This window comes from Inhella gelatinilytica, assembly GCF_016093295.1.
GTDB lineage: Bacteria > Pseudomonadota > Gammaproteobacteria > Burkholderiales > Burkholderiaceae_C > Inhella > Inhella gelatinilytica.
The window spans coordinates 385638-405528 of the sequence record NZ_JAEDAL010000002.1 but is presented as its reverse complement, the minus strand read 5'-3'; the positions used below and the strand labels follow the sequence as shown (position 1 = coordinate 405528).

Sequence of the window (19891 nt, the reverse complement as noted above, 5' to 3'; positions counted from 1 at the left end):
TGGCCGCATGTTTCTGACGCTGGATCAAGTCAATCTGCAGTACACCCACAAGGGGGGCGCCGTCGCGGCAGTTCAAAACGCGTCGCTGCGCTTGGGCCGAGGCGAAATTGGGGTGCTCATTGGCCCGTCGGGCTGTGGCAAGACCTCGTTGTTGCGGGCCATTGCCGGCCTGGAGCGCCTGCACAGCGGCAGTATTCACTTGGGCGGCGAGGCTCTGGCCGTCGCCAGCCAGAACGTCCATCGGCCGCCCGAGGACCGTCGTGTGGGCTTGGTTTTTCAAGACTTCGCCCTCTTCCCCCACTTGAGCGTGGCCGACAACGTCGCGTTTGGCCTGCGCCACCTGCCCCCGGCGCCGCGCCAAGCCCGCGTGGATGAAATGCTGGCTCTGGTGGGGCTGGAGCATGCCCACAAGCGCATGCCGCACCAGCTTTCGGGGGGGCAGCAGCAGCGGGTGGCCTTGGCCCGGGCCTTGGCGCCCGCGCCCGCCTTGCTCTTGCTCGACGAACCCTTTTCGAGCTTGGATGTGGATTTGCGGGAGTCGCTGTCCCAAGACTTGCGTGCCATCCTGAAAGCCAGCCACACCACCGCCCTCTTTGTCACCCACGACCAGGCCGAAGCGTTTGCCATCGGTGACCGCGTGGGCGTCATGCAGTCCGGCCATCTGGAGCAGTGGGACGAGCCCTATACCGTCTACCACCGGCCCGCCACCCGGTTTGTGGCGCGCTTCATCGGCCATGGCGTGTTCTTACCCGGTCACTTGGAGGGCGAGCACGGGGCGCAAGTCCGCACGGCGTTGGGCCTGCTGGACAACGCGCAAGACTGCCCGGTGCCCAGTGCCTACCCCGATGGCCGCTGCGAAGTCTTGCTCCGGGCCGACGACGTGGTGCACGACGATGACGCCCCCGTCCAAGCCTGTATTGAGCACAAGGTTTTCCGCGGTGCGGAATTCCTGTACACCCTGCGCCTCCAAGATGGCACGCGCCTAGTGGCCACCGTGCCCTCTCACCACAACCACCACGTGGGCGAGTGGATCGGCATCCGCACCCAGGTCGACCATGTGGTGACCTTCGCCACCCCAGCTTGAATGGCGTGTAATTGGCCCCAGGTTCGCCCCTGTGTTCGGGCGGTGCGCATGTAGCCACTGCCTATACTGAACCTGCAGCAGTTTGCGGCCCCTGCGCCGCGGAGAAAGGGACGCCATGGGCGCCAAATTAAAGGTTTTTGGTTGGATCAGCGTCGGCGCCGTCGCCGGGGCGCTGGCCACGCTTCAATTGAGTGCCAACGCCCGCGCCACGCAGGGCGGCCTGCCCTTGGAAGAGCTGCAACAACTGGCGGCCGTGTTTGGCCTGGTCAAAGCGGAATATGTCGAGGCCGTGGATGAGAAGAAGCTCATCAACGACGCCATTTCGGGCATGGTGACGGGGCTGGACCCGCATTCCGTGTTTTTTGACAAAAAGTCGTTTGCCGAGTTCAAAGAAGGCACCTCGGGCAAGTTTGTCGGGGTGGGCATTGAAATCGGCATGGAAGACGGGTTGGTGCGCATCGTCTCGCCGATTGAAGGCTCCCCAGCCTTCCGGGCGGGCCTCAAGAGCGGCGACCTCATCACCCGCATTGACGACACGCCCGTCAAGGGGCTCACGCTGGAACAGGCGGTCAAGCGGATGCGCGGCGAGCCCGCCACCAAAGTCAATCTGAGCGTCTTCCGCAAGGCAGAAAGCCGCAGCTTCCCGGTCACCATCGTGCGCGAAGAAATCCGCATGCAGTCCGTGCGCGCCAAGATGGTTGAGCCGGGCTACGGCTGGGTGCGCATTTCGGCCTTTCAAGAACGCACCGTCGAGGATTTCGCCAAGAAACTGGGCGAGTTGTACGCCCAAGACCCGAAGCTGAAGGGCTTGGTGCTGGACCTGCGCAGTGACCCGGGCGGCGTGCTCGAAGGGGCCATTGCGGTCAGCGCCGCGTTCTTGCCCTCAGGGGTGGAGGTGGTGTCCACCAACGGCCAGTTGCCGGAGTCCCGGTTCAGCTACCGCGCCACTCCTGAACACTATGCCCGTCGCGGCGCCGACTTCATCCGCAAGCTGCCACCCGCCCTGAAGACCGTCCCGCTGGTGGTGTTGGTCAATGAGGGGTCGGCCTCGGCCAGTGAAATCGTGGCGGGCGCACTGCAAGACCACAAGCGCGCCACCATCATGGGGGCCCAGACCTTTGGCAAAGGTTCGGTCCAGACCGTCCGGCAACTCAGCCCCGACACCGCCGTCAAGTTAACAACGGCGCGCTACTACACGCCCAGTGGCCGTTCGATTCAGGCCAAAGGCATCGTTCCGGACGTCGCCATCGACGAGACCGCCGAAGGCAACATCATTGGGGCCCTGCGCACGCGGGAAGCGGACCTGGAAAAGCACCTCAGCAGCAGCAACACCGCTGCCGAGTCCGAGGAGACCAAGGCCCGCGAAGCCGAGCGTCGCCGCCTTGAGGAAGAGCTTGCCAAGCGCACCGAGCCGCTCAAGCCCCTGCCGGAGTTCGGCGGCGACGCCGACTGGCCCTTGCAGCAAGCGCTGAATCAGCTCAAGGGCAAGCCCGTGGTGGTGTCCAAAGCCCCCCTGGAACGTAAGGCCGAAGCGCCGCAAGCCGCGAAGTGAGTGGCGCTCCAGCCGAGCTGACGGACACCCAGTTGCTGCGCTACGCGCGGCACCTGCTGCTGAACGAATGGGGGGTCGAAGCCCAGGAGCGCGTGCTGGGCAGCCACGCCCTCGTGATTGGGGCCGGCGGTCTGGGCTCCCCAGCGCTGCTTTACTTGGCCAGCGCAGGGGTGGGGCACATCACCGTCGTTGACCCCGATACGGTCGAACTCAGCAACCTGCAGCGGCAAATCGCCCACGCCGACGCCCGGGTGGGGTGGAGCAAGGTGGGCTCGGCACAGAGCGCGATCCACGCCCTCAACCCGGATTTGCGCGTCACCGCCCTGCACACCCGGGCCGATGCCCAGAACCTGCCGCAGTGGGTGGCACATGCCCAGGTGGTGCTGGACTGCAGCGACAACTTTCGCACCCGTCAAGCGGTGAATGCCGCCTGCGTGGCCGCCGGCAAACCCCTGGTGTGGGCGGCCGGCGTGGGTTGGGATGCCCAGGCATCGGTCTACGACCCGGCCGCAGCCCAGTGCCCGTGCTATGCCTGCTTGTTTCCCCCCGAGGCCCCCGTGCAAGACACCCATTGCGCCACGCAGGGCGTTTTTGCACCGCTGGTGGGGATTGCGGGCACCCTTCAGGCGGCTGAGGCCCTCAAGCTCTTGGCCGGTTTGCGCAGTGGCTTGGCCGGTCGCTTGTGGCTTTTTGATGGACAAAACTGTCAAACCGACCAGGTGGGCGTTCAAGCCAGCGCCAACTGTCCGGTGTGCGCACCCCATCGGGCCAGCACCGCCCACCCCTGATCTATGCTCAGGTCGCCCCCTTGGGGTTGAACTGCAGGAGTACCGCCATGTCGCCCCGTCGTGACCTCAAGGAACGCAATTTCCCCAGCGCCGAAGAAGAGTTGCGCTTGGCGCCCCCCCCGCTGGATCGACTGGCTGAGGCGGACACCTACCGACTGGCTTTTGCGGACCCCGGCTTCCTGCTTCGCGATGAGCTGCGCCCCGTGCGCATGCAATTGGAGTTGCTCAAGCCCGAGTTGGTTCAGCAGGAGCAAGGCATTGAGGCCACGCTGGTGATGTTCGGCAGCGCGCGCATTCCCGCCCCCGACAAAGCGCGGGCCGAATTGGCGGCGGCCCAAGCTGCCCGCGACCCCGCAGGAGAAAAACGGGCGGAAAACGCCCTGGCCATGAGCGCCTATTACGAGGAAGCGCGCCGACTGGCCGAAATCGTGACGCGCGAAACCCAGCGCTGTGACACGCCCATTTATGTGGTGACCGGCGGGGGCCCCGGCATCATGGAAGCGGGCAACCGCGGTGCTTATGAGGCCGGAGGCAAGAGCATCGGTTTGAACATCGTGCTGCCCCACGAGCAATACCCCAACCCGTACATCACGCCCGAGCTCTGCTTCCGCTTCCACTACTTTGCGATGCGCAAGATGCATTTCCTGATGCGATCGGTGGCATTGGTGTGCTTTCCCGGGGGGTTTGGCACCTTGGACGAGCTGTTTGAAGCCCTCACCTTGATTCAAACTGGCAAGTGCCGCCAGCGCCCAGTGCTGATGTTCGGCCGTGCGTTCTGGGAAAAGGTTCTGAACTTCGAGGCCCTGATCGAGACCGGCATGATCAGCGAGGGCGATGACAAACTGTTCCGCTTCGTCGACTCGGCTGAAGAAGCCTGGGCTGTGCTGCAACACGAATACGACTTGACCGCCGGGGCGCAATGCCCGGTTTGAGACTTTGGAGACTGTGGGTATGACTGCGATGCGTTCCGTTTCTTTGATTGGCGCTCCGACCGACATCGGTGCCGGCGCGCGAGGTGCTTCCATGGGGCCTGAAGCCTTGCGGGTGGCCGGCATTGGCCCGGCCTTGCAGGCCCGGGGCGTGGACGTGAAGGATTGCGGCAACCTCAGCGGCCCCCACAACCCCTGGCTGCCCCCCGTGGACGGCTACCGCCACCTGAGCGAAGTGGTGGCCTGGAACCAAGCGGTGCACGACGGGGTCTACGCCGAATTGCAGGCGGGCCGCATGCCCATCCTGCTGGGAGGCGACCACTGCCTGGGCATCGGGTCCATCAGCGCGGTGGCGCGCCACTGCCGCGCGGCGGGCAAGAAGCTGCGCATCCTGTGGCTGGATGCGCACGCCGACTTCAACACCTCGGCCCTGACCCCCAGCGGCAACATCCACGGCATGCCCGTGGCGACCCTGTGCGGCTTCGGCGCCCCCGAGTTGGTGCGCATTGGTGGCTTCTCGGAGCAAAGCCCAGCGATCAGCCCCAAGTGGGTGCGCCAAATTGGCATTCGCAGCGTGGACGAAGGCGAACGCCGTTTTGTGCACGAGCAAGAGCTCGAAGTCTTTGACATGCGCTACATCGACGAGCAAGGCATGCGCCAGAGCATGGAACTGGCCCTGGCCACGATGGACGCCAACACGCACCTGCATGTCAGTTTCGACGTGGATTTCCTGGACCCGGCCATCGCCCCCGGCGTGGGCACCACCGTCCCCGGCGGCCCCACGTATCGTGAAGCCCAGCTCTGCATGGAAATGATTGCAGACACCGGGCGCCTGGCCTCGCTGGATGTCATGGAGCTCAACCCCGCGCTGGACGAAAAGAACCGCACGGCCCTGCTGGCCGTGGATTTGATCGAATCGCTCTTTGGCAAGAGCACCCTGATGCGAAAGGCCTGAGATGAGCGACAGCGTGACCCCTTCTGCAGCCCCTGCGCCCACGGCGGCGCCAGCCCTGGTCGAACAGCGCGTCGAGCGCGAACATGAGCTGACAGTGGGCGGCCGCACGTTGCGCTACCGGGCCGTGGCCGGCCTGCTGCCGCTGCGCGAGCCCGAGCTCAAAGACGGGGTCCGACAGGGCGAGCCGCTGCGCGCCCAGGTGTTTTTCACGGCCTACACACTGATCGACTCGGAGCCCAACCGTCCGCTGGTGTTTGCGCTCAACGGCGGGCCGGGCTCGAGCAGCGTGTGGCTGCACCTGGGCCTGCTCGGGCCCCAGCGCGTGGTGTCCGATGACATGGGCTACTGCGGCGCACCGCCCTATGCCCTCGAAGCCAATGCCGACACGCTGCTGACCCACGCCGACCTGGTGTTCATCGACCCGGTGGGCACCGGCCACTCGCGCATGGCCGAAGGGCAAAAAGAGACCGAGTTCCATGACTACCAACGGGACTTGGACGCCATTGCCGAGTTCATGCGCCTGTACCTGAGCCGTGAGGGCCGCTGGGGCAGCGCCAAATACCTGCTGGGCGAAAGCTACGGCAGCACCCGGGCGGCTGCTCTGGCGCGTCAATTGCAGGAAAAGTGCGAGCTGATGCTCAATGGCGTGGTCCTGGTCTCCCCCGCCATGGACTTCCAAACCTTTGCCTTTGACCGCGGCAACGACTTGCCGCACATCACCTTCTTCCCCACCTACGCGGCCACCGCGTGGTACCACCACAAGCTCTCGCCCAAACTACAGGCCCTGACCCTGCAAGAGGTCGTGCGTGAGGCCGAAAACTTCGCGCTCGGCCCCTATGCGCAGGCCCTGCTCTTGGGCGACCGACTCGCAGGCGCCCAGCAGCGCAAGGTGGCGCAGCAGTACGCCCAATTGACCGGGCTGGAAGCCGCGTTTGTGGAACGCTGCCGACTGCGCGTCACCGACGAGCGCTTTTTCAAAGAACTGCTGCGCGATCGCGGGGAGGTCGTCGGCCGGCTCGACAGCCGTTTTGTCGGCCATGACCTAGACGATGCCGGGGAGAAGGCCGAAGACGACCCGAGCTACACCAACCTGGCCGGCGCTTATCGCGTCGGCATGCAGCGCATCCTCAAGGAACAGCTTGGGTGGAGCGGCGACGCGCCCTACCACCTGCTGGCCCCGCTCTACAAAACGTGGGGCTGGAAGGGCATTGAAAACCAATACCTGAACACCAGCGACCTGCTGCGCCAAGCCCTGCACCACCAGCCGGAGTTGCGCGTGCTGGTGGTGTGTGGGGACCTGGACCTCGCCACCCCGCCGGGGGCCGCGCTGCACAGCCTGGCCCACATGGGCCTGCGCCCGCACCTGCGGCCGCAGATTCAGGTCGAACACTTCCCCGCCGGGCACATGATGTACGTGCACGCCGAATCGCGCGAGCGGCTGGCGCAGAACCTGAGGGCCTTTGTGAGCTAGCCCGATTAGGGTTCACCCGCCCCCAATTCAACGGGGTGGCATAGCGTTGGAGCTTTGGGAAGATTGCGTTGGCTTCAAGCCCATTTAGGAGAACGGTGTGGACTTGCGACAGTACTCGATCAAAGCTCGACTCTACTTTTTGGCCGGTCTGGCCATGCTCGGCATGGTGGTGGTGGGCGGCGATGGACTTTGGGGCCTCACCCAGGCCACCAACAAGTTCTCTCACTACATCGACAACGACGTGGAGTCCCTAACCCAACTGGCCGGGGTTCGTGCCGGTGTTGGCAATCTCAGGCGGTATGAGAAAGACCTGCTCATCAATTTCGACAATCCCAAAGCTGTCGAAAAATACCGCAAGGATTGGAGTGAGACCTACGAGAAGGTTGACAAGGGCCTCAAGGCCATTGCGGCACTCGACATCGCCCCAGATGCCAAAGCCATGCCCCTCAAGATCGCCGAGCAACTGCAGGCCTATCGCCAGGGATTCGAGGGCATTGGCGAGCGCGTTGCGAAAGGTGAGTTCACAGACACGGTCAGCGCCAACAAGGCGACAGAACCTATCAAGGCCCCCGTTCGGGCTATCGACAAGGAACTCGGCGAGCTCACTACGCTCATCGATAAGCACTCGGCCGAAGAAGTAGCGACACTCAAAGACCGGGCCGCACAAGTACGCCGAGATTTGCTGCTGATTCTGGTGGGAGGCATTGCCGTCATCGGCGTTTACACCGCCTTCAATTTGCGCTCGATCTTGGCCCCACTTTCAGAGGTCATGCGGGCCACCGAGCGCATTGCACAGCGTGACTTGAGCGAACCCGTGGAGGCCCGTGGAACGGACGAGGCGGCCGCATTGATGCGGGGGGTGCAGTCCATGCAGGAGTCCCTGCTGGACGTGGTCGGTAACGTGCGCAGCAACACCGAAAGCATCGCCACGGCCGCACAAGAGGTGGCGGCCGGCAGCCAAGACCTGAGCACCCGCACCGAGCAAGCAGCCTCCAACCTGCAGTCCACGGCATCCGCCATGGATGAACTGACGGCCAGCGTCAATCACAACGCCGAGTCCGCCCGTCAAGCCAATCAGTTGGCCCGCGAATCGGCCGAGGTGGCCCAGCGCGGCGGGCAAGTGGTCACCCAAGTGGTCGAAACCATGGGGCGCATCAGCGCGTCTTCCAACAAGATCAGCGACATCATTTCCGTCATCGACGGCATCGCCTTCCAGACCAACATCCTGGCGTTGAACGCCGCAGTCGAGGCCGCCCGCGCGGGCGAGCAAGGGCGGGGGTTCGCGGTGGTGGCCGGCGAGGTTCGCACCCTGGCCCAGCGCAGCGCCGAAGCGGCCAAAGAAATCAAATCCCTGATCGTCTCTAGCGGCGAAGCGGTGGACAGCGGATCGGCACTCGTTCAGCGCGCGGGCCAAACCATGGCCGAGATCAATGCCTCCATCGACCGGGTCAGCGCCATCGTGTCCGAGATCAGTAACGCCACGTCCGAGCAAAGCGCCGGCATCAATCAAATCGGTCAGTCGATTTCGCAACTTGACGAAATGACGCAACAAAACGCGGCGCTGGTGGAAGAGTCAGCGGCGGCAGCCGCCAGCCTGCGGCAGCAGGCCGACGAACTCAGTCGCGCGGTGATGGTCTTCAGGCTGCGCAGCGCCTGACGGCGCGAGGCGCTGGTCCCGGACGAGCCGCCCCATCGAGGGCTGACGGACAAGCGGGCTTTCAGGGCGCCGGCGTTACCACCCGCCCGGCCACCCCGATCTCGGCCCACAGCGGCCCGGCGCTGGCAAACACCAGGGCGTCCAGCCGGCGCGCCAGCGGCACGCCTTCCAGCCCCTCGGCAGCCGGGTCCAGCACCAGCCAATCGGCCCGTGCCCCCGCCTGCAAACCCCATTGCGCGAAGCCCGCTGCGCGGGCGCTACCGGCCAGCATGGCGTCGAACAACCGTGCCGCGCTGCTCGCCTGCTTGCCAGGCTGGCTGGCCACATTGCGCTGGCGTTTGACCAGGCGCTGGCCGTACTCCAACCAGCGCAGCTCCTCGCGCCACTCGCGCCCCACTTCGGAGTCACTGCCCACCGTCAACGGCACACCGGCATCCAGGTAGCCGGCGAGCGGTGCCAGGCCGTCGCCCAGGTTGGCCTCGGTCGTCGGGCAGATCACCACGCCCGCGCCCTGCTGCGCCAACAACTCCACCTCGAAGGCTTCTGCGTGCGTGGCGTGCACCAGCTGCCAGCGCGCATCCAAACCCTGCGCCTTGCACAGCCACTCGATGGGCCGCATGCCCGTCTGGGCCACGCAATCGCGCACCTCGCCCGTTTGCTCGGCGGCGTGGATGTGGATGGGCAGGTCGGCCTCCCCCAAGCGTTTCATCAGCGCCGAGATATCCTCGGCGTGTGCCCCGCGCAGCGAGTGAAAAGCCACGCCGGCGTTCAGCGTGGCACTGGCTTGAGCATTGATGCGCCGCTGGGCGTGGAACACCCAATCGGCATCGGTCTTGAAGCGGCGCTGCGTGTCCTTCAAGCCCTTCACCCCAAAGCCCTGGTGGGCGTAGAGCACCGGCAACATCGTCAGGCCAATGCCCGCGTCCTGGGCGGCTTCCACCAGCGCCCAGGTCAAGGCCAGCTCATCCTCGTACGGCTTTCCATCGGGCTGATGCTGCAGGTAGTGGAACTCGCACACCTGTGTGTAGCCCCCGCGCAGCAGCTCTTTGTAAAGCCGCGTCGCCACGCTCTTGAGCTCGTCCGGCTGGATGCTCAGCGCCACCCCGTACATGGCCTCCCGCCAGCTCCAGAAGTCGTCGCTGTCGCTGTCGCGCGTTTCGGCGAGGCCGGCCATGGCGCGCTGGAAGGCGTGGCTGTGGGCGTCCACCAGGGGTGGCAGCACCGGGCCCTTGAGCGCCCGGGCATCCGCCGGTTGCGGAACGCCCGGCGTGATGGCTTGCCAGCGGCCGGCGCTGTCGATTTCGAGAAGGACGTTGTCTTGCCAGCGGCCGTTGAGCCAGGCGTAAGGGGTCCAGAGTTTTTGTTGCATGGTCATGCTGGATTACTCATCAAGAGGCCGCCGGGATTCCGCCCCGGCTGGCGGGTCACTTTCTTTGCTGCGCCAAAGAAAGTGACCAAAGAAAGTTGCTTCAATACCCGCCTTCGGTCTCGGACCTTCAGGCGATGGCACGGCCAACTCATCCTGACACCCGCCCTCCGCTGCCTTCTGAGGCCAGGACTCCGAAGGCGCCGGACTTCGCCGGCGTCCTTGGCACCGAGGCCTTCGACCGCCGCGCATCGAAGACCAAAGCCCGAATGCAATGTTCTTGGATGGGGCGCAATCAATCGGCAAAACCTTGGCTTAGTCGGGTTGCTGGCCTGAGATTCAAATTAAAGGCCTGACCCCGAGAAGTGGACACCGAGAAGGACACAAAAATCCAACCATTAGTAAATCCCCGAGTAGGTCAGTCGCGCAGCATTGTTAAATTACTTGCCGTTCTTACCCTTAACAAAAAGGAACTCAGTTGCGCTACTTAACCCTCTGGCCCATTGTTTCGGTACTTGCTCTTGCTGCCTGCGCCTCCGCTCCTTCCAAGCCAAAACACGATCGCGCCTTGAAGCCGACCTCCAGCTCTCACGCCTCGCTGACAAGCCACCTTGATCGGGTAATCAAGGGCGGAAGTCTAGGCTCCAACTGGTGCGCAAGTTCAGTACGCTTTGAGCAAGAGTTCTTTGCACCGACAAAATATGAAATTCTTGAAAGTGGAGACAGACCCTCGCGTTACGACGACGAGGATGGTGCCTATTCCACGAGCTACCCCGTACGTGTCTGGTCTAGCAACGCGGGAGGTTCGCCGATCGTCAATGACTGGCTAATTGCATTGAAATGGTCAGAGGTGAGGTACGCACAGCCCGGAAACCTTAGCTGGTGTATCTATCTCGTGGCAGATCGGGCTAGGTAACGGCTCGGCTCCCGTGCCTTAGCCGCTCACTTCACCGCGCGGTGAGGCCACTAAAGAATCACGCTGGAAAGTATCCACTTTCATCGGGTTTCCGCAACGGCCTGGGCACGGCTCAGGCCGTTGCCATTTCGGGGCAAGGAGGGGGTACAAGGGTCTGCCCCCCGGTTCCGGCTCCAAGTTCAGGCCTTAGAGAGACTCGGGGCAGGTCTTTAATTTAAAGAGTCGGCACAGGTCGCAGCCGCATCGCCTCGAAGCACTCCCGGGCTCTGTCCTTCGCCGCTCGATGCCAGAAGGCCTCGGTGCCAAGGACGCCGGCGAAGTCCGGCGCCTTCGGAGTCCTGGCATGGGCAGTCAAAGGAGGGAAGGTGTCAGGCTGAGCCAGCCGTGCCATCGCCTGAAGGTCCGAGACCGAAGGCGGGTATTCAAGCGCCTTTCTTTGCCCCGCGTTTCTTTGGCGCAGCAAAGAAATGCGGGTCGGGTGCAGGGGTGAAGCCCCTGCGGGCTCAAGGCACGGCAGTTCAATCACCGAGCTGCACCCAAGTAGGCCGACAACATCGTCTCCAACACAGGCGCCAACTCCGCTGCACGGTCTTCCAAGTACGGCCGCGGCGCCACATGGGCCTTGTCCTCCAGCATGTAAATCGCCTGCACCATCTCCATTTGCAGCGCATGGACGCCCTGCTCGGGCTGGCCGTAGTGGCGCGTGATGTGGCCGCCCTTGAAACGGCCGTCCACCACCTGCGTGTAGCGCGTTTGTCCTTCGAGCACCGCGGCGACTGCCGAACGCAACGCGGCACCGCAACTGGCGCCGTTGGCGCTGCCCAGGTTCAGGTCGGGCAGGCGGCCTTCAAACAGCCAGGGGAGCTCCGATTCAATCGAATGCCCATCCCACAGCAAGGCCACGCCATGCGCGGCTTTCAGCCGGTCCAACTCGCCGCGCAGCGCTTGGTGATACGGCCGCCAATAGGTGTCGAGGCGGCGCTGGCGCTCGGCGGCGTCGGGCTCCTGCCCGGGCCGGTACAGCGGCTGGCCTTCGAAATCGCGGGTGGGGCAGAGCTCGGTGTTGCTGGCGCCGGGGTACATGGGCGCGTCGTTGTCGGGGCGGTTGAGGTCGATCAAATAGCGCGAGAAACGCGGCACCAAGAGGCTCGCGCCCAGCCGCTCGGCGATGGGGCGGTACAGCCGCTCCAGGTGCCAGTCGGTGTCGGCGCTGGTGAGCGCCTTGTCGATGTAGCGGGGGTGCTGATCCACCGGGATCTCGAAACCCACGTGGGGCAGGCTGATCAGCAGCGGGCGCGTGCCCTGCCGCAGCGTAAAGACTTCACTCATGCCAACTCCCGGTCCGGCACACCGCCAAACACACGATTGATCAAGGGGCGCCCGCCCAGCCAGTAGCTGAGCTCGCGCGGGTGGTCCACGTCCCAGACGCAGAAGTCGGCGCGCTGGCCGGCGAGCAATTGGCCGCGATCGCTCAGGCCCAGGGCGCGCGCGGCGTGCAGGGTGAGGCCGCGCAGCGCTTCTTCCGGCGTCATGCGGAAATGGATGCAGGCCAACTGCATCACGGCCAAGAGCGAGAGCACCGGCGAGGTGCCGGGGTTGTGGTCGGTGGACAGCGCCATCGGTACGCCTGCGTCCCGAAGCAGCGGGATGGGCGGCAGCTTGGTCTCACGCAGGCAGTGGTAGGCGCCCGGTAGCAGCATGGCCACGGTGCCGGCGGCGGCCATGGAGGCCACGCCTTCAGCGCTCAGCCACTCCAGGTGGTCAGCACTCAGTCCGCCAAAACGCGCCGTGAGCTGGCTGCCCCCTTGGTCGCTCAACTGCTCAGCGTGCAGCTTGACGGGCAGGCCCAGGGCACGCGCCTGCTGGAACACGCGCTCCACCTGCGCGGGAGTGAAGCCGATGTTTTCGCAGAAGGCATCGACGGCATCGACCAGACCTTCGGCATGCAGGCTCGGCAGGTCGTCGCAGCAGGCCGCCACGTAGTCATCCGCCCGGCCTTCAAACTCCGGCGGGATCGCGTGCAGGCCCAGGTAGGTGGTGCGCACCTGCACGCCCTGCCCTGCCAGGCGGCGCGCCACGCGCAGCATCTTGGCCTCGTGCTCGCGGCTCAGGCCATAGCCGGACTTGATCTCGATCGTCGTCAGACCCTCGGCCTTGAGCGCGGCCAGGCGCTTGGCCGCCGGGGCCAGCAGCGCGTCCTCGGATGCCGCGCGGGTGTGCGCCACGGTGGAGCGGATGCCGCCGCCCGCGCGGGCGATGGCCTCGTAGCTGGCGCCTTCCAGGCGCAGCTCAAACTCGTGCGCCCGCAGGCCGCCGTAGACCAGGTGGGTGTGGGCGTCGATCAGGCCCGGCGTGACCCACGCACCGTGCAGCGAGTGCTCCTGCGCGACGGCGGCGTCACGGGGCAGCTCGCTCAGGCGGCCGACCCAGGTGATCTGCTCACCTTGCGTGAGCAGGGCACCGTCTTCAATCGCCCCCCAGGGCTCATGGCCGGACAGGGTGGCGAGGCGCGCCTCGCGCCATAGCGTCAGTTCTTTCATGCGTCAAAGCTCCCGGTCAGGACATGGCGGGCGCCGGGGTGCACCAGGCGCACCCAGGTCACGGTGCCGCTGGGGCTGCGGCTCACGCGCTCGATCACCAGGCAGGGGTCGCCCGGCTGCAGCCCGAGGGCGGCGGCCTGCTCAGTGTTGGCGGCGGCGGCCTCGATCTGATATTGCGCGCCGGTCAACGGCGCCACCTGCAGCAAGTAGGCGGTGGGGGTGAACAGCTTGAAGTCCTGGGCCAAGTAGTCGGGCGCGCAGGCCGGGTTGACCAGGCGCTCCTCCAGCTGCAGCGGCAGGCCGTTCTCGCGGTGCAGGATGTGGCTGTAAAACAGGCGCACGCCCGTTTCCAGGCCCAGCAGCTGCGCCTCACCCCGGCGAGCGCGGCGCTCGCCCATCTGCAGGATCTCGGCCTCGTGGCGGTGGCCGCGCGCGGCGATCTCCTCATGGATGTCGCGGATCACCAGGGTGCCGGCCACACGCTCCAACGGTGCCACGAAGCTGCCCGCACCCTGCTGGCGGCGGATCAGACCCTCTTGCTCCAATTCGCGCAGCGCGCGGTTGACCGTCATGCGGCTGACGCCAAATTGCGCCACCAACTCGGCCTCACTGGGCAGGCGATCGCCCACCGTCCAGTGACCGCTCTTGATGCCATCGCGCAGGTGGGCCTGCACGACTAGATACATGGCGCCCCCAGGCGGCTGTGCCGCCGCCACCCGAGGGGGTACGAAAGCTTGGGAACGGCCCGGCGCATTCGTCCGCGGTTCTGTCTCGTGATTTGCCATGGCTGCATTGTGCAACCCCTTGACGCAACTTGTCTAGACAACTTACGATGGCGTTATTCCATCGCTTGGAGATCCTCCATGTCCACTTCCCGCGTTGTCCGTGCCCCACGTGGCCCCTCGCTCACCTGCAAGAACTGGCTGACCGAAGCCGCCTACCGCATGATCCAGAACAACCTGGACCCCGAGGTGGCCGAGCGCCCGGAGGACCTGGTGGTGTACGGCGGCATCGGCAAGGCCGCGCGCAATTGGGAGGCGTTTGACCGCATCCTCGAGAGCCTCAAGACGCTGGACAACGACCAGACCCTGCTGATCCAGAGTGGCAAGCCTGTCGGCGTGTTCCCCACGCACCCGAATGCGCCGCGCGTGCTGCTGGCCAACTCCAACCTGGTGCCGCACTGGGCCACCTGGGAGCACTTCAACGAGCTGGACCGCAAGGGCCTGATGATGTACGGCCAGATGACGGCCGGCAGCTGGATCTACATCGGCACCCAGGGCATCGTGCAGGGCACTTATGAAACCTTTGCAGAGGCCGGCCGCCAGCACTACGGCGGTTCGCTCGCCGGCCGCTGGGTGCTGACCGCGGGCTTGGGTGGCATGGGCGGCGCACAACCGCTGGCCGCCACCTTTGCTGGGGCGTGTTCGCTAACCATCGAGTGCCAGCAGTCGCGCATCGACTTCCGCCTCAAGACCCGCTACGTGGACGAGCAGGCCACGGACTTGGACGACGCGCTGGCCCGCATCGCCAAGTACACCGCCGAGAGGAAGGCGGTCTCGATCGCCCTGCTCGGCAACGCCGCCGAAATCCTGCCGGAACTGGTCAAGCGCGCCAAGGCGGGCACCGCGATCAAGCCGGACATCGTGACCGACCAGACCTCGGCGCACGACCTGATCAACGGCTACCTGCCGATCGGCTGGACCGTGGAGCAATGGCAAGCCGCCGCGCTTGACGCCAGCCAACACGCCGACCTGAAGACCGCCGCCGCCCGCGGCTGCGCCGTGCACGTACAGGCCATGTTGGACTTCCAGGCCATGGGCATCCCGACCGTGGACTACGGCAACAACATCCGTCAGGTCGCACTGGATCAGGGCGTGAAGAACGCCTTTGACTTCCCCGGCTTCGTGCCCGCCTACGTGCGCCCGCAGTTCTGCGAGGGCCGCGGCCCCTTCCGCTGGGTGGCCCTCTCCGGCGACCCCGAGGACATCGCCAAGACCGACGCCAAGATCAAAGAACTCTTCCCCGAAGAGGCCCGCGTGCACCGCTGGCTGGACATGGCGGCCGAACGCATTGCCTTCCAGGGCCTGCCGGCGCGCATCTGCTGGCTGGGCCTGGGCCAGCGCCATCTGGCCGGCCTGGCCTTCAACGAGATGGTGGCCAAGGGCGAACTGAAGGCCCCGATCGTGATCGGCCGCGACCACCTGGACTGCGGCTCGGTCGCCAGCCCCAACCGCGAGACCGAGTCCATGATGGACGGCTCGGATGCCGTGAGCGACTGGCCGTTGCTCAACGCCATGCTCAACACCGCCGGCGGCGCCACCTGGGTCAGCCTGCACCACGGCGGCGGCGTGGGCATGGGCTACAGCCAGCACAGCGGCGTGGTGATCGTGGCCGACGGCACGCCCGAGGCCGCCGAGCGCCTCAAGCGCGTGCTGTGGAACGACCCCGGCACTGGCGTGATGCGCCATGCCGACGCCGGCTACGAGATTGCCAAGACCTGCGCACACGAACGCGGATTGAACCTGCCTTCAATTTGAGTTCGAATCAGCGGTCATTTCGTCGACGGGGATGGTCATGCGTGTCTTTGCCCTCTGGATTGGCCTCTTGATGCTCGCTTGTGGATCGAGCCAAGCGCAACCCTTGCGCCTGGCCGCCAATGAACGGCTCGCAGAACAGTGGGTGGCCGCCACCATGTTGCGCGCGATCTACGCCAAGGCGGGGTTGCAGGCCAAGGTTGAGCCGCTTCCTCCCGCGCGCGCCAACCTGGAGACCCTGTCCGGTCAGCGCGACGGTGAAGTGGCGCGGATCGCCGCCTATGGCGACCGCAATCCGAGCTTGGTGCGGGTGGAGACGCCCTACTACCAACTGACCAGCCAGGCGTTTTGGTTGAGAGTTCGTGCAGCCAGCATCAAAGATCGCAAAGACCTCGTTCATTACAGCGTCGGTGCGATACGGGGGGTCGCGCATTCGAGTGAACTTACGTTGGAACACCCCTCGGTCACCTTGACCAATGAACCCCTACAAATGTTCCGCATGTTGCTGGGGAGTCGTTTCGACGTGGCCCTGGACACCGGCATTAACGGAAAGTACCTAATCGCCAAGAACGGCTGGCAAGACATTGAAAGTTCGACGGACCTGGCCAAACTGGATCTGTACCACTACCTGCATCCGAAGCACGCCAAGCTGGCCCCCCGCCTCAATCAGATCATTCGGCAGATGCGGGAATCTGGGGAACTTGACCACATCCGGCAGCAGGCCGAAGCCGAGTTGCTGAAAACCCAACTCGACCAATTTTCTGGAAAGTAAACATGAATCTCTCGCTCTCTACTCTCGTCATTCGCCCAGGAGCCCTAACCCTCGACCAACTGCGCCAAATCCAGCAAGGCGGGGTTCGCCTGGAACTCGGGGCAGAAGCCTGGGACGACATTGAACGCGGCGCGGCCGTGGTGCAAAAGGCCGCCGCAGGCGATGCCGCCGTCTACGGCGTCAACACCGGCTTTGGCAAGCTCGCGAGCAAGCGCATCGCCAAGGACGAGCTCGACACCCTGCAACGCAACCTGATCCGTTCGCACTGCGTTGGCGTGGGCGCCCCCATGAACGAGCGCGTGCTGCGCCTGATGCTGGCCACCAAGCTGGCCTCGCTGGCCCGTGGCGTCTCGGGCGTGCGCCGCGAGGTGGTGCAGGCGCTCTTGGACGTCTTCAACGCCGGCCTGACCCCCTACGTGCCCTGCCAGGGCTCGGTGGGCGCCTCAGGCGACCTGGCGCCGCTGTCGCACATGACGCTGGCCCTGATGGGCGAAGGCGAGATGCTGGTCGATGGCCAACGCAAGCCTGCCGCCGAGGTGCTGGCCGCCGCCGGCCTCAAGCCCCTGCAATTGGCCGCCAAGGAAGGCCTGGCCCTGATCAATGGCACCCAAACCAGCACCGCCTTGGCGCTGGATGGCCTGCTGCGCTTTGAGGTGATCTACGCCTCGGCGGTGGTCAGTGGCGCCCTGAGCCTGGACGCCGCGCGCGGCAGCGACGGCCCGTTCGACCCCCGCATCCACGCCGTGCGCGGCCAGCCGGGCCAAATCGAGGTGGCCGCGGTGTACCGAGAGCTGCTCAAGGGCAGCGCCATCCGCGCCAGCCACGCCGAGGGCGATGACCGCGTGCAAGACCCCTACTGCCTGCGCTGCCAGCCCCAGGTCATGGGCGCCTGCCTGGACCAAGCCCGCTACGTGCGCGACGTGCTGCTGCGCGAGGCCAACGCCGTGACCGACAACCCGCTGGTGTTTGCCGACAAGGACGGCAGCGCCACCATGATCAGCGGCGGCAACTTCCACGCCGAGCCCGTGGCCCTGGCCGCTGACGCGCTGGCCGTGGCCATCGCCGAAGTTGGCGCCATCGCCGAGCGCCGCATCGCCATGCTGATCGACACCGGTGTCTCGCGCCTGCCGGCCTTCCTGACCGAGAACGCCGGCCTGAACAGCGGCTTCATGATTGCGCACGTGACCGCGGCGGCCCTGGCCAGCGAGAACAAGAGCCTGGCCCACCCGGCCAGCGTGGACAGCCTGCCCACCAGCGCCAACCAGGAAGACCATGTCTCCATGGCCACCTTCGGCGCACGACGCCTGGCCAACATGCTGGACAACACGGGCAACATCGTCGCCATCGAGTGGCTGGCGGCCTGCCAGGGTTTTGAGTTCCTGCGCCCGCTGAAGAGCTCGACCGCTCTCGAATCCGCCCACGCCACGCTGCGCGCCCAGGCACCGGCTATGAACACCGACCACTACCTGGCGCCGGACATTGAGGCGGCCTTTGCGATGGTGCAAACCGGCGCCCTGGCCACCCTGGCACGCAGCGCGGGCGCGCTGCGCGTGTTTGGCTGATCCTCGGTAGGCCCCGCGACGGGGTGCGGCGGGTTCAGCCCCGCGCCCCGTCGAAGCAACCCAGCGCCAGCGCCGCCGCCATCCGCCAGTGCGGACGCGGGCGCAGGTGGTCCTCCTGGTCACAGGCATGGACCAGCTTGATCACGTGTTCGTCCCATTGCGCCAAGGCCAGCGCCCGCAACTGCGGCCATTCGGGGACTGTGGCTTCGCGCAGCGCTTCGGGAACGCCCCGCCCCGGCAGGGGCCATCGCGCCGCCAAAGCGGCCGCCAGCGCCCCGCGCCCGATCGCACGCTGCACCTGGGGCGTGTCTGGCACCCACGCCTGGACGACCCGCAGCGCGCGCAGGGCTGTGATCATGTGCAACACGGTGAAGTTGCGGCTTTGCAGGTAGAGGCCGCACGCGGCCTCGATCAGTCGGTCGCGCAACGCAGGCACCGACGACTGCGGCGCCAGGGCGTCGGCCCAGCGCTGGTAAATCGCCGTGGGCTGGGCCTCGCGCATCCGCAACTGGATCAAGGGGGCCGCGCTCGTCCAGCTGGGCAACTCTGGCAGCCACTGCGCCATCCACGCGTCCAACCCCCACAGGTCCTTGGCCGGGACTTGCGGTTCGGCCAGACGCTCCCACTCGCTGGCCCAGGCCGCCAGCGCCGCACCCAACTCCAGGGGCGTGCCCCCTTCCACGGCGTGGCCCAAGCGAATCAGGCCATGGAAGGCATGGGCGTGCCACCCCACCATCAAGGTTGGAACCGCCGCGCGCAGCACCGCCTCCAGCCCCTGCTCTTGCAGCGCACGGAGGAAGTACGCCCGCAGATCCGCCTCCTGGTCACGGCGGCCCAGCGCTTGCCTCCAGGTGGCGTCGGTCAAACCGCCCGCGGCTGACAAAGCATGCAAAGGCTCCAGGCGCGGCGCATCGTGGTCCCACTGCGCCTGCAGCCGCTCGGCCCCGGCCCCCAGCGCACTGGCCGCGTGCAGGGTCATGGGCAAATGGTTGGCCATTCCATCGTCGTAGACCGCCGCGAACACGGCCCCTTGTGTCAGCAGCAGGTGCAGCGCAGCGGCAGATTGGGGCGCGTGGGCCGGGGTTTCGAGCGTCGTGAACATGAAAAAGGCCTTGATTGCATTCAACAGGAAAGTGCATGATGCAAGTTCAAGCGAACTTGAAGTCAAGGGGCTGAGCTTCTGACCCTGAACCGAACACCACGATGCCCCTGAAGACCTCCGACCCCCTGTTGATTGGCGAAGTGGCGCGCCGCAGCGGCGTGCCCGCCAGCACCCTGCGCTACTACGAGGACCAGGGCTTGCTGCAAAGTCAGCGCAGCAGCGGTGGGCAACGGCTTTACGCCCGCGCCGACCTGCGCCGCATCGCCTTCATTCGCATCGCCCAAAACCTGGGGCTGAGCCTGGAGGCGATCCGCCTCACCCTCGGCCAATTGCCGCAGGCCCGCACGCCCGATGCCCAAGACTGGGCGCACATTTCCAAGGCTTGGCGTCCGCTGATCGACGCCCGCATTCAAGCGCTGACCGATCTGCGCGATCAACTCGACAACTGCATCGGCTGCGGCTGCCTGTCGCTCAAGCGCTGCCAGCTCTACAACCCGCAGGACAGCGCCGCCGCCACCGGCTGCGGGGCGCGCTTGCTGCCTGAGTCGACGCAAGGGTCTTCCGAGTCCGCGGCGGGCGCCCGCAATCGGGGGGCGCCCAATCACCGAAGCTGACCGCCCTGTGGCGGTGCTACGCTCAGCGTTGGACCGACTTCTGTACCTG

16 protein-coding genes are annotated in these 19891 nt (G+C 65.8%); 11 read left to right on the top strand and 5 right to left on the bottom strand.

What is annotated here, in order from left to right; genetic code table 11:
• Window positions 1-7: 7 nt before the first annotated feature.
• From I7X43_RS06790 to I7X43_RS16560, 7 genes are all read left to right on the top strand, one after another.
• The gene (locus I7X43_RS06790) at window positions 8-1084 is read left to right on the top strand and encodes an ABC transporter ATP-binding protein (RefSeq protein ID WP_198100159.1); all 1077 of its coding nucleotides are present in this window, start codon (window positions 8-10) and stop codon (window positions 1082-1084) included.
• 115 nt (window positions 1085-1199) lie between these two features.
• Window positions 1200-2636, top strand: coding sequence for a S41 family peptidase (locus I7X43_RS06785; protein WP_198100158.1), 1437 nt, complete (start codon window positions 1200-1202; stop codon window positions 2634-2636).
• 17 nt (window positions 2637-2653) lie between these two features.
• On the top strand, window positions 2654-3424 hold the full coding sequence (locus tag I7X43_RS06780; protein ID WP_198100379.1) for a HesA/MoeB/ThiF family protein: 771 nt from the start codon (window positions 2654-2656) through the stop codon (window positions 3422-3424).
• Between the two features lie 47 nt (window positions 3425-3471).
• A complete protein-coding gene (locus I7X43_RS06775) occupies window positions 3472-4356 on the top strand; it encodes an LOG family protein (RefSeq protein ID WP_198100157.1) in 885 nt (294 codons plus the stop codon).
• Window positions 4357-4384: 28 nt separating this feature from the next.
• Window positions 4385-5308 (top strand): arginase, encoded by a 924-nt coding sequence (gene rocF / locus I7X43_RS06770; protein WP_375140385.1) that lies wholly within the window; start codon window positions 4385-4387, stop codon window positions 5306-5308.
• A gap of 13 nt (window positions 5309-5321) precedes the next feature.
• Window positions 5322-6779: a S10 family peptidase gene (locus I7X43_RS06765; RefSeq protein ID WP_198100155.1), complete on the top strand. Its 1458-nt coding sequence runs from the start codon at window positions 5322-5324 to the stop codon at window positions 6777-6779.
• Window positions 6780-6876: 97 nt separating this feature from the next.
• Entirely contained in the window at window positions 6877-8436 is a 1560-nt protein-coding gene (locus I7X43_RS16560) for a methyl-accepting chemotaxis protein (protein ID WP_198100154.1), read from the top strand.
• A 61-nt stretch (window positions 8437-8497) separates the two neighbouring features.
• Here I7X43_RS16560 and hutF read toward each other — a convergent pair whose 3' ends face one another.
• The 4 genes from hutF to hutC form a co-directional block, all read right to left on the bottom strand.
• The gene (hutF, locus tag I7X43_RS06755) at window positions 8498-9811 is read right to left on the bottom strand and encodes a formimidoylglutamate deiminase (protein WP_246480220.1); all 1314 of its coding nucleotides are present in this window, start codon (window positions 9809-9811) and stop codon (window positions 8498-8500) included.
• Window positions 9812-11240: 1429 nt separating this feature from the next.
• Entirely contained in the window at window positions 11241-12047 is an 807-nt protein-coding gene (gene hutG / locus I7X43_RS06750) for an N-formylglutamate deformylase (protein WP_198100153.1), read from the bottom strand.
• Window positions 12044-13258 (bottom strand): imidazolonepropionase, encoded by a 1215-nt coding sequence (gene hutI / locus I7X43_RS06745; RefSeq protein WP_198100152.1) that lies wholly within the window; start codon window positions 13256-13258, stop codon window positions 12044-12046. Before hutI ends, hutG begins: the two co-directional genes overlap by 4 nt.
• Window positions 13255-13944 carry a histidine utilization transcriptional repressor HutC gene (gene hutC, locus I7X43_RS06740; protein WP_198100151.1) on the bottom strand — a complete coding sequence of 230 codons (690 nt, stop codon included), beginning with the start codon at window positions 13942-13944 and terminating at the stop codon, window positions 13255-13257. Before hutC ends, hutI begins: the two co-directional genes overlap by 4 nt.
• A 177-nt stretch (window positions 13945-14121) precedes the next feature.
• On the opposite strand from hutC, the gene hutU reads away from it, so the two are divergent.
• Genes hutU through hutH form a run of 3 tightly spaced genes read left to right on the top strand, consistent with a single transcriptional unit; the run spans window position 14122 to window position 18126 of the window.
• Window positions 14122-15795 carry a urocanate hydratase gene (gene hutU / locus I7X43_RS06735; RefSeq protein WP_198100150.1) on the top strand — a complete coding sequence of 558 codons (1674 nt, stop codon included), beginning with the start codon at window positions 14122-14124 and terminating at the stop codon, window positions 15793-15795.
• Between the two features lie 37 nt (window positions 15796-15832).
• Window positions 15833-16564: a type 2 periplasmic-binding domain-containing protein gene (locus I7X43_RS06730; protein ID WP_198100149.1), complete on the top strand. Its 732-nt coding sequence runs from the start codon at window positions 15833-15835 to the stop codon at window positions 16562-16564.
• A 2-nt stretch (window positions 16565-16566) separates the two neighbouring features.
• Complete coding sequence (gene hutH / locus I7X43_RS06725) at window positions 16567-18126, top strand: histidine ammonia-lyase (RefSeq protein ID WP_198100148.1); 1560 nt, start codon at window positions 16567-16569, stop codon at window positions 18124-18126.
• A gap of 34 nt (window positions 18127-18160) precedes the next feature.
• Here hutH and I7X43_RS06720 read toward each other — a convergent pair whose 3' ends face one another.
• Entirely contained in the window at window positions 18161-19228 is a 1068-nt protein-coding gene (locus I7X43_RS06720; protein WP_198100147.1) for a questin oxidase family protein, read from the bottom strand.
• Between the two features lie 101 nt (window positions 19229-19329).
• Between I7X43_RS06720 and soxR the strand changes: the two genes are divergently transcribed.
• On the top strand, window positions 19330-19842 hold the full coding sequence (gene soxR, locus I7X43_RS06715) for a redox-sensitive transcriptional activator SoxR (RefSeq protein ID WP_198100146.1): 513 nt from the start codon (window positions 19330-19332) through the stop codon (window positions 19840-19842).
• Window positions 19843-19891: the final 49 nt, after the last annotated feature.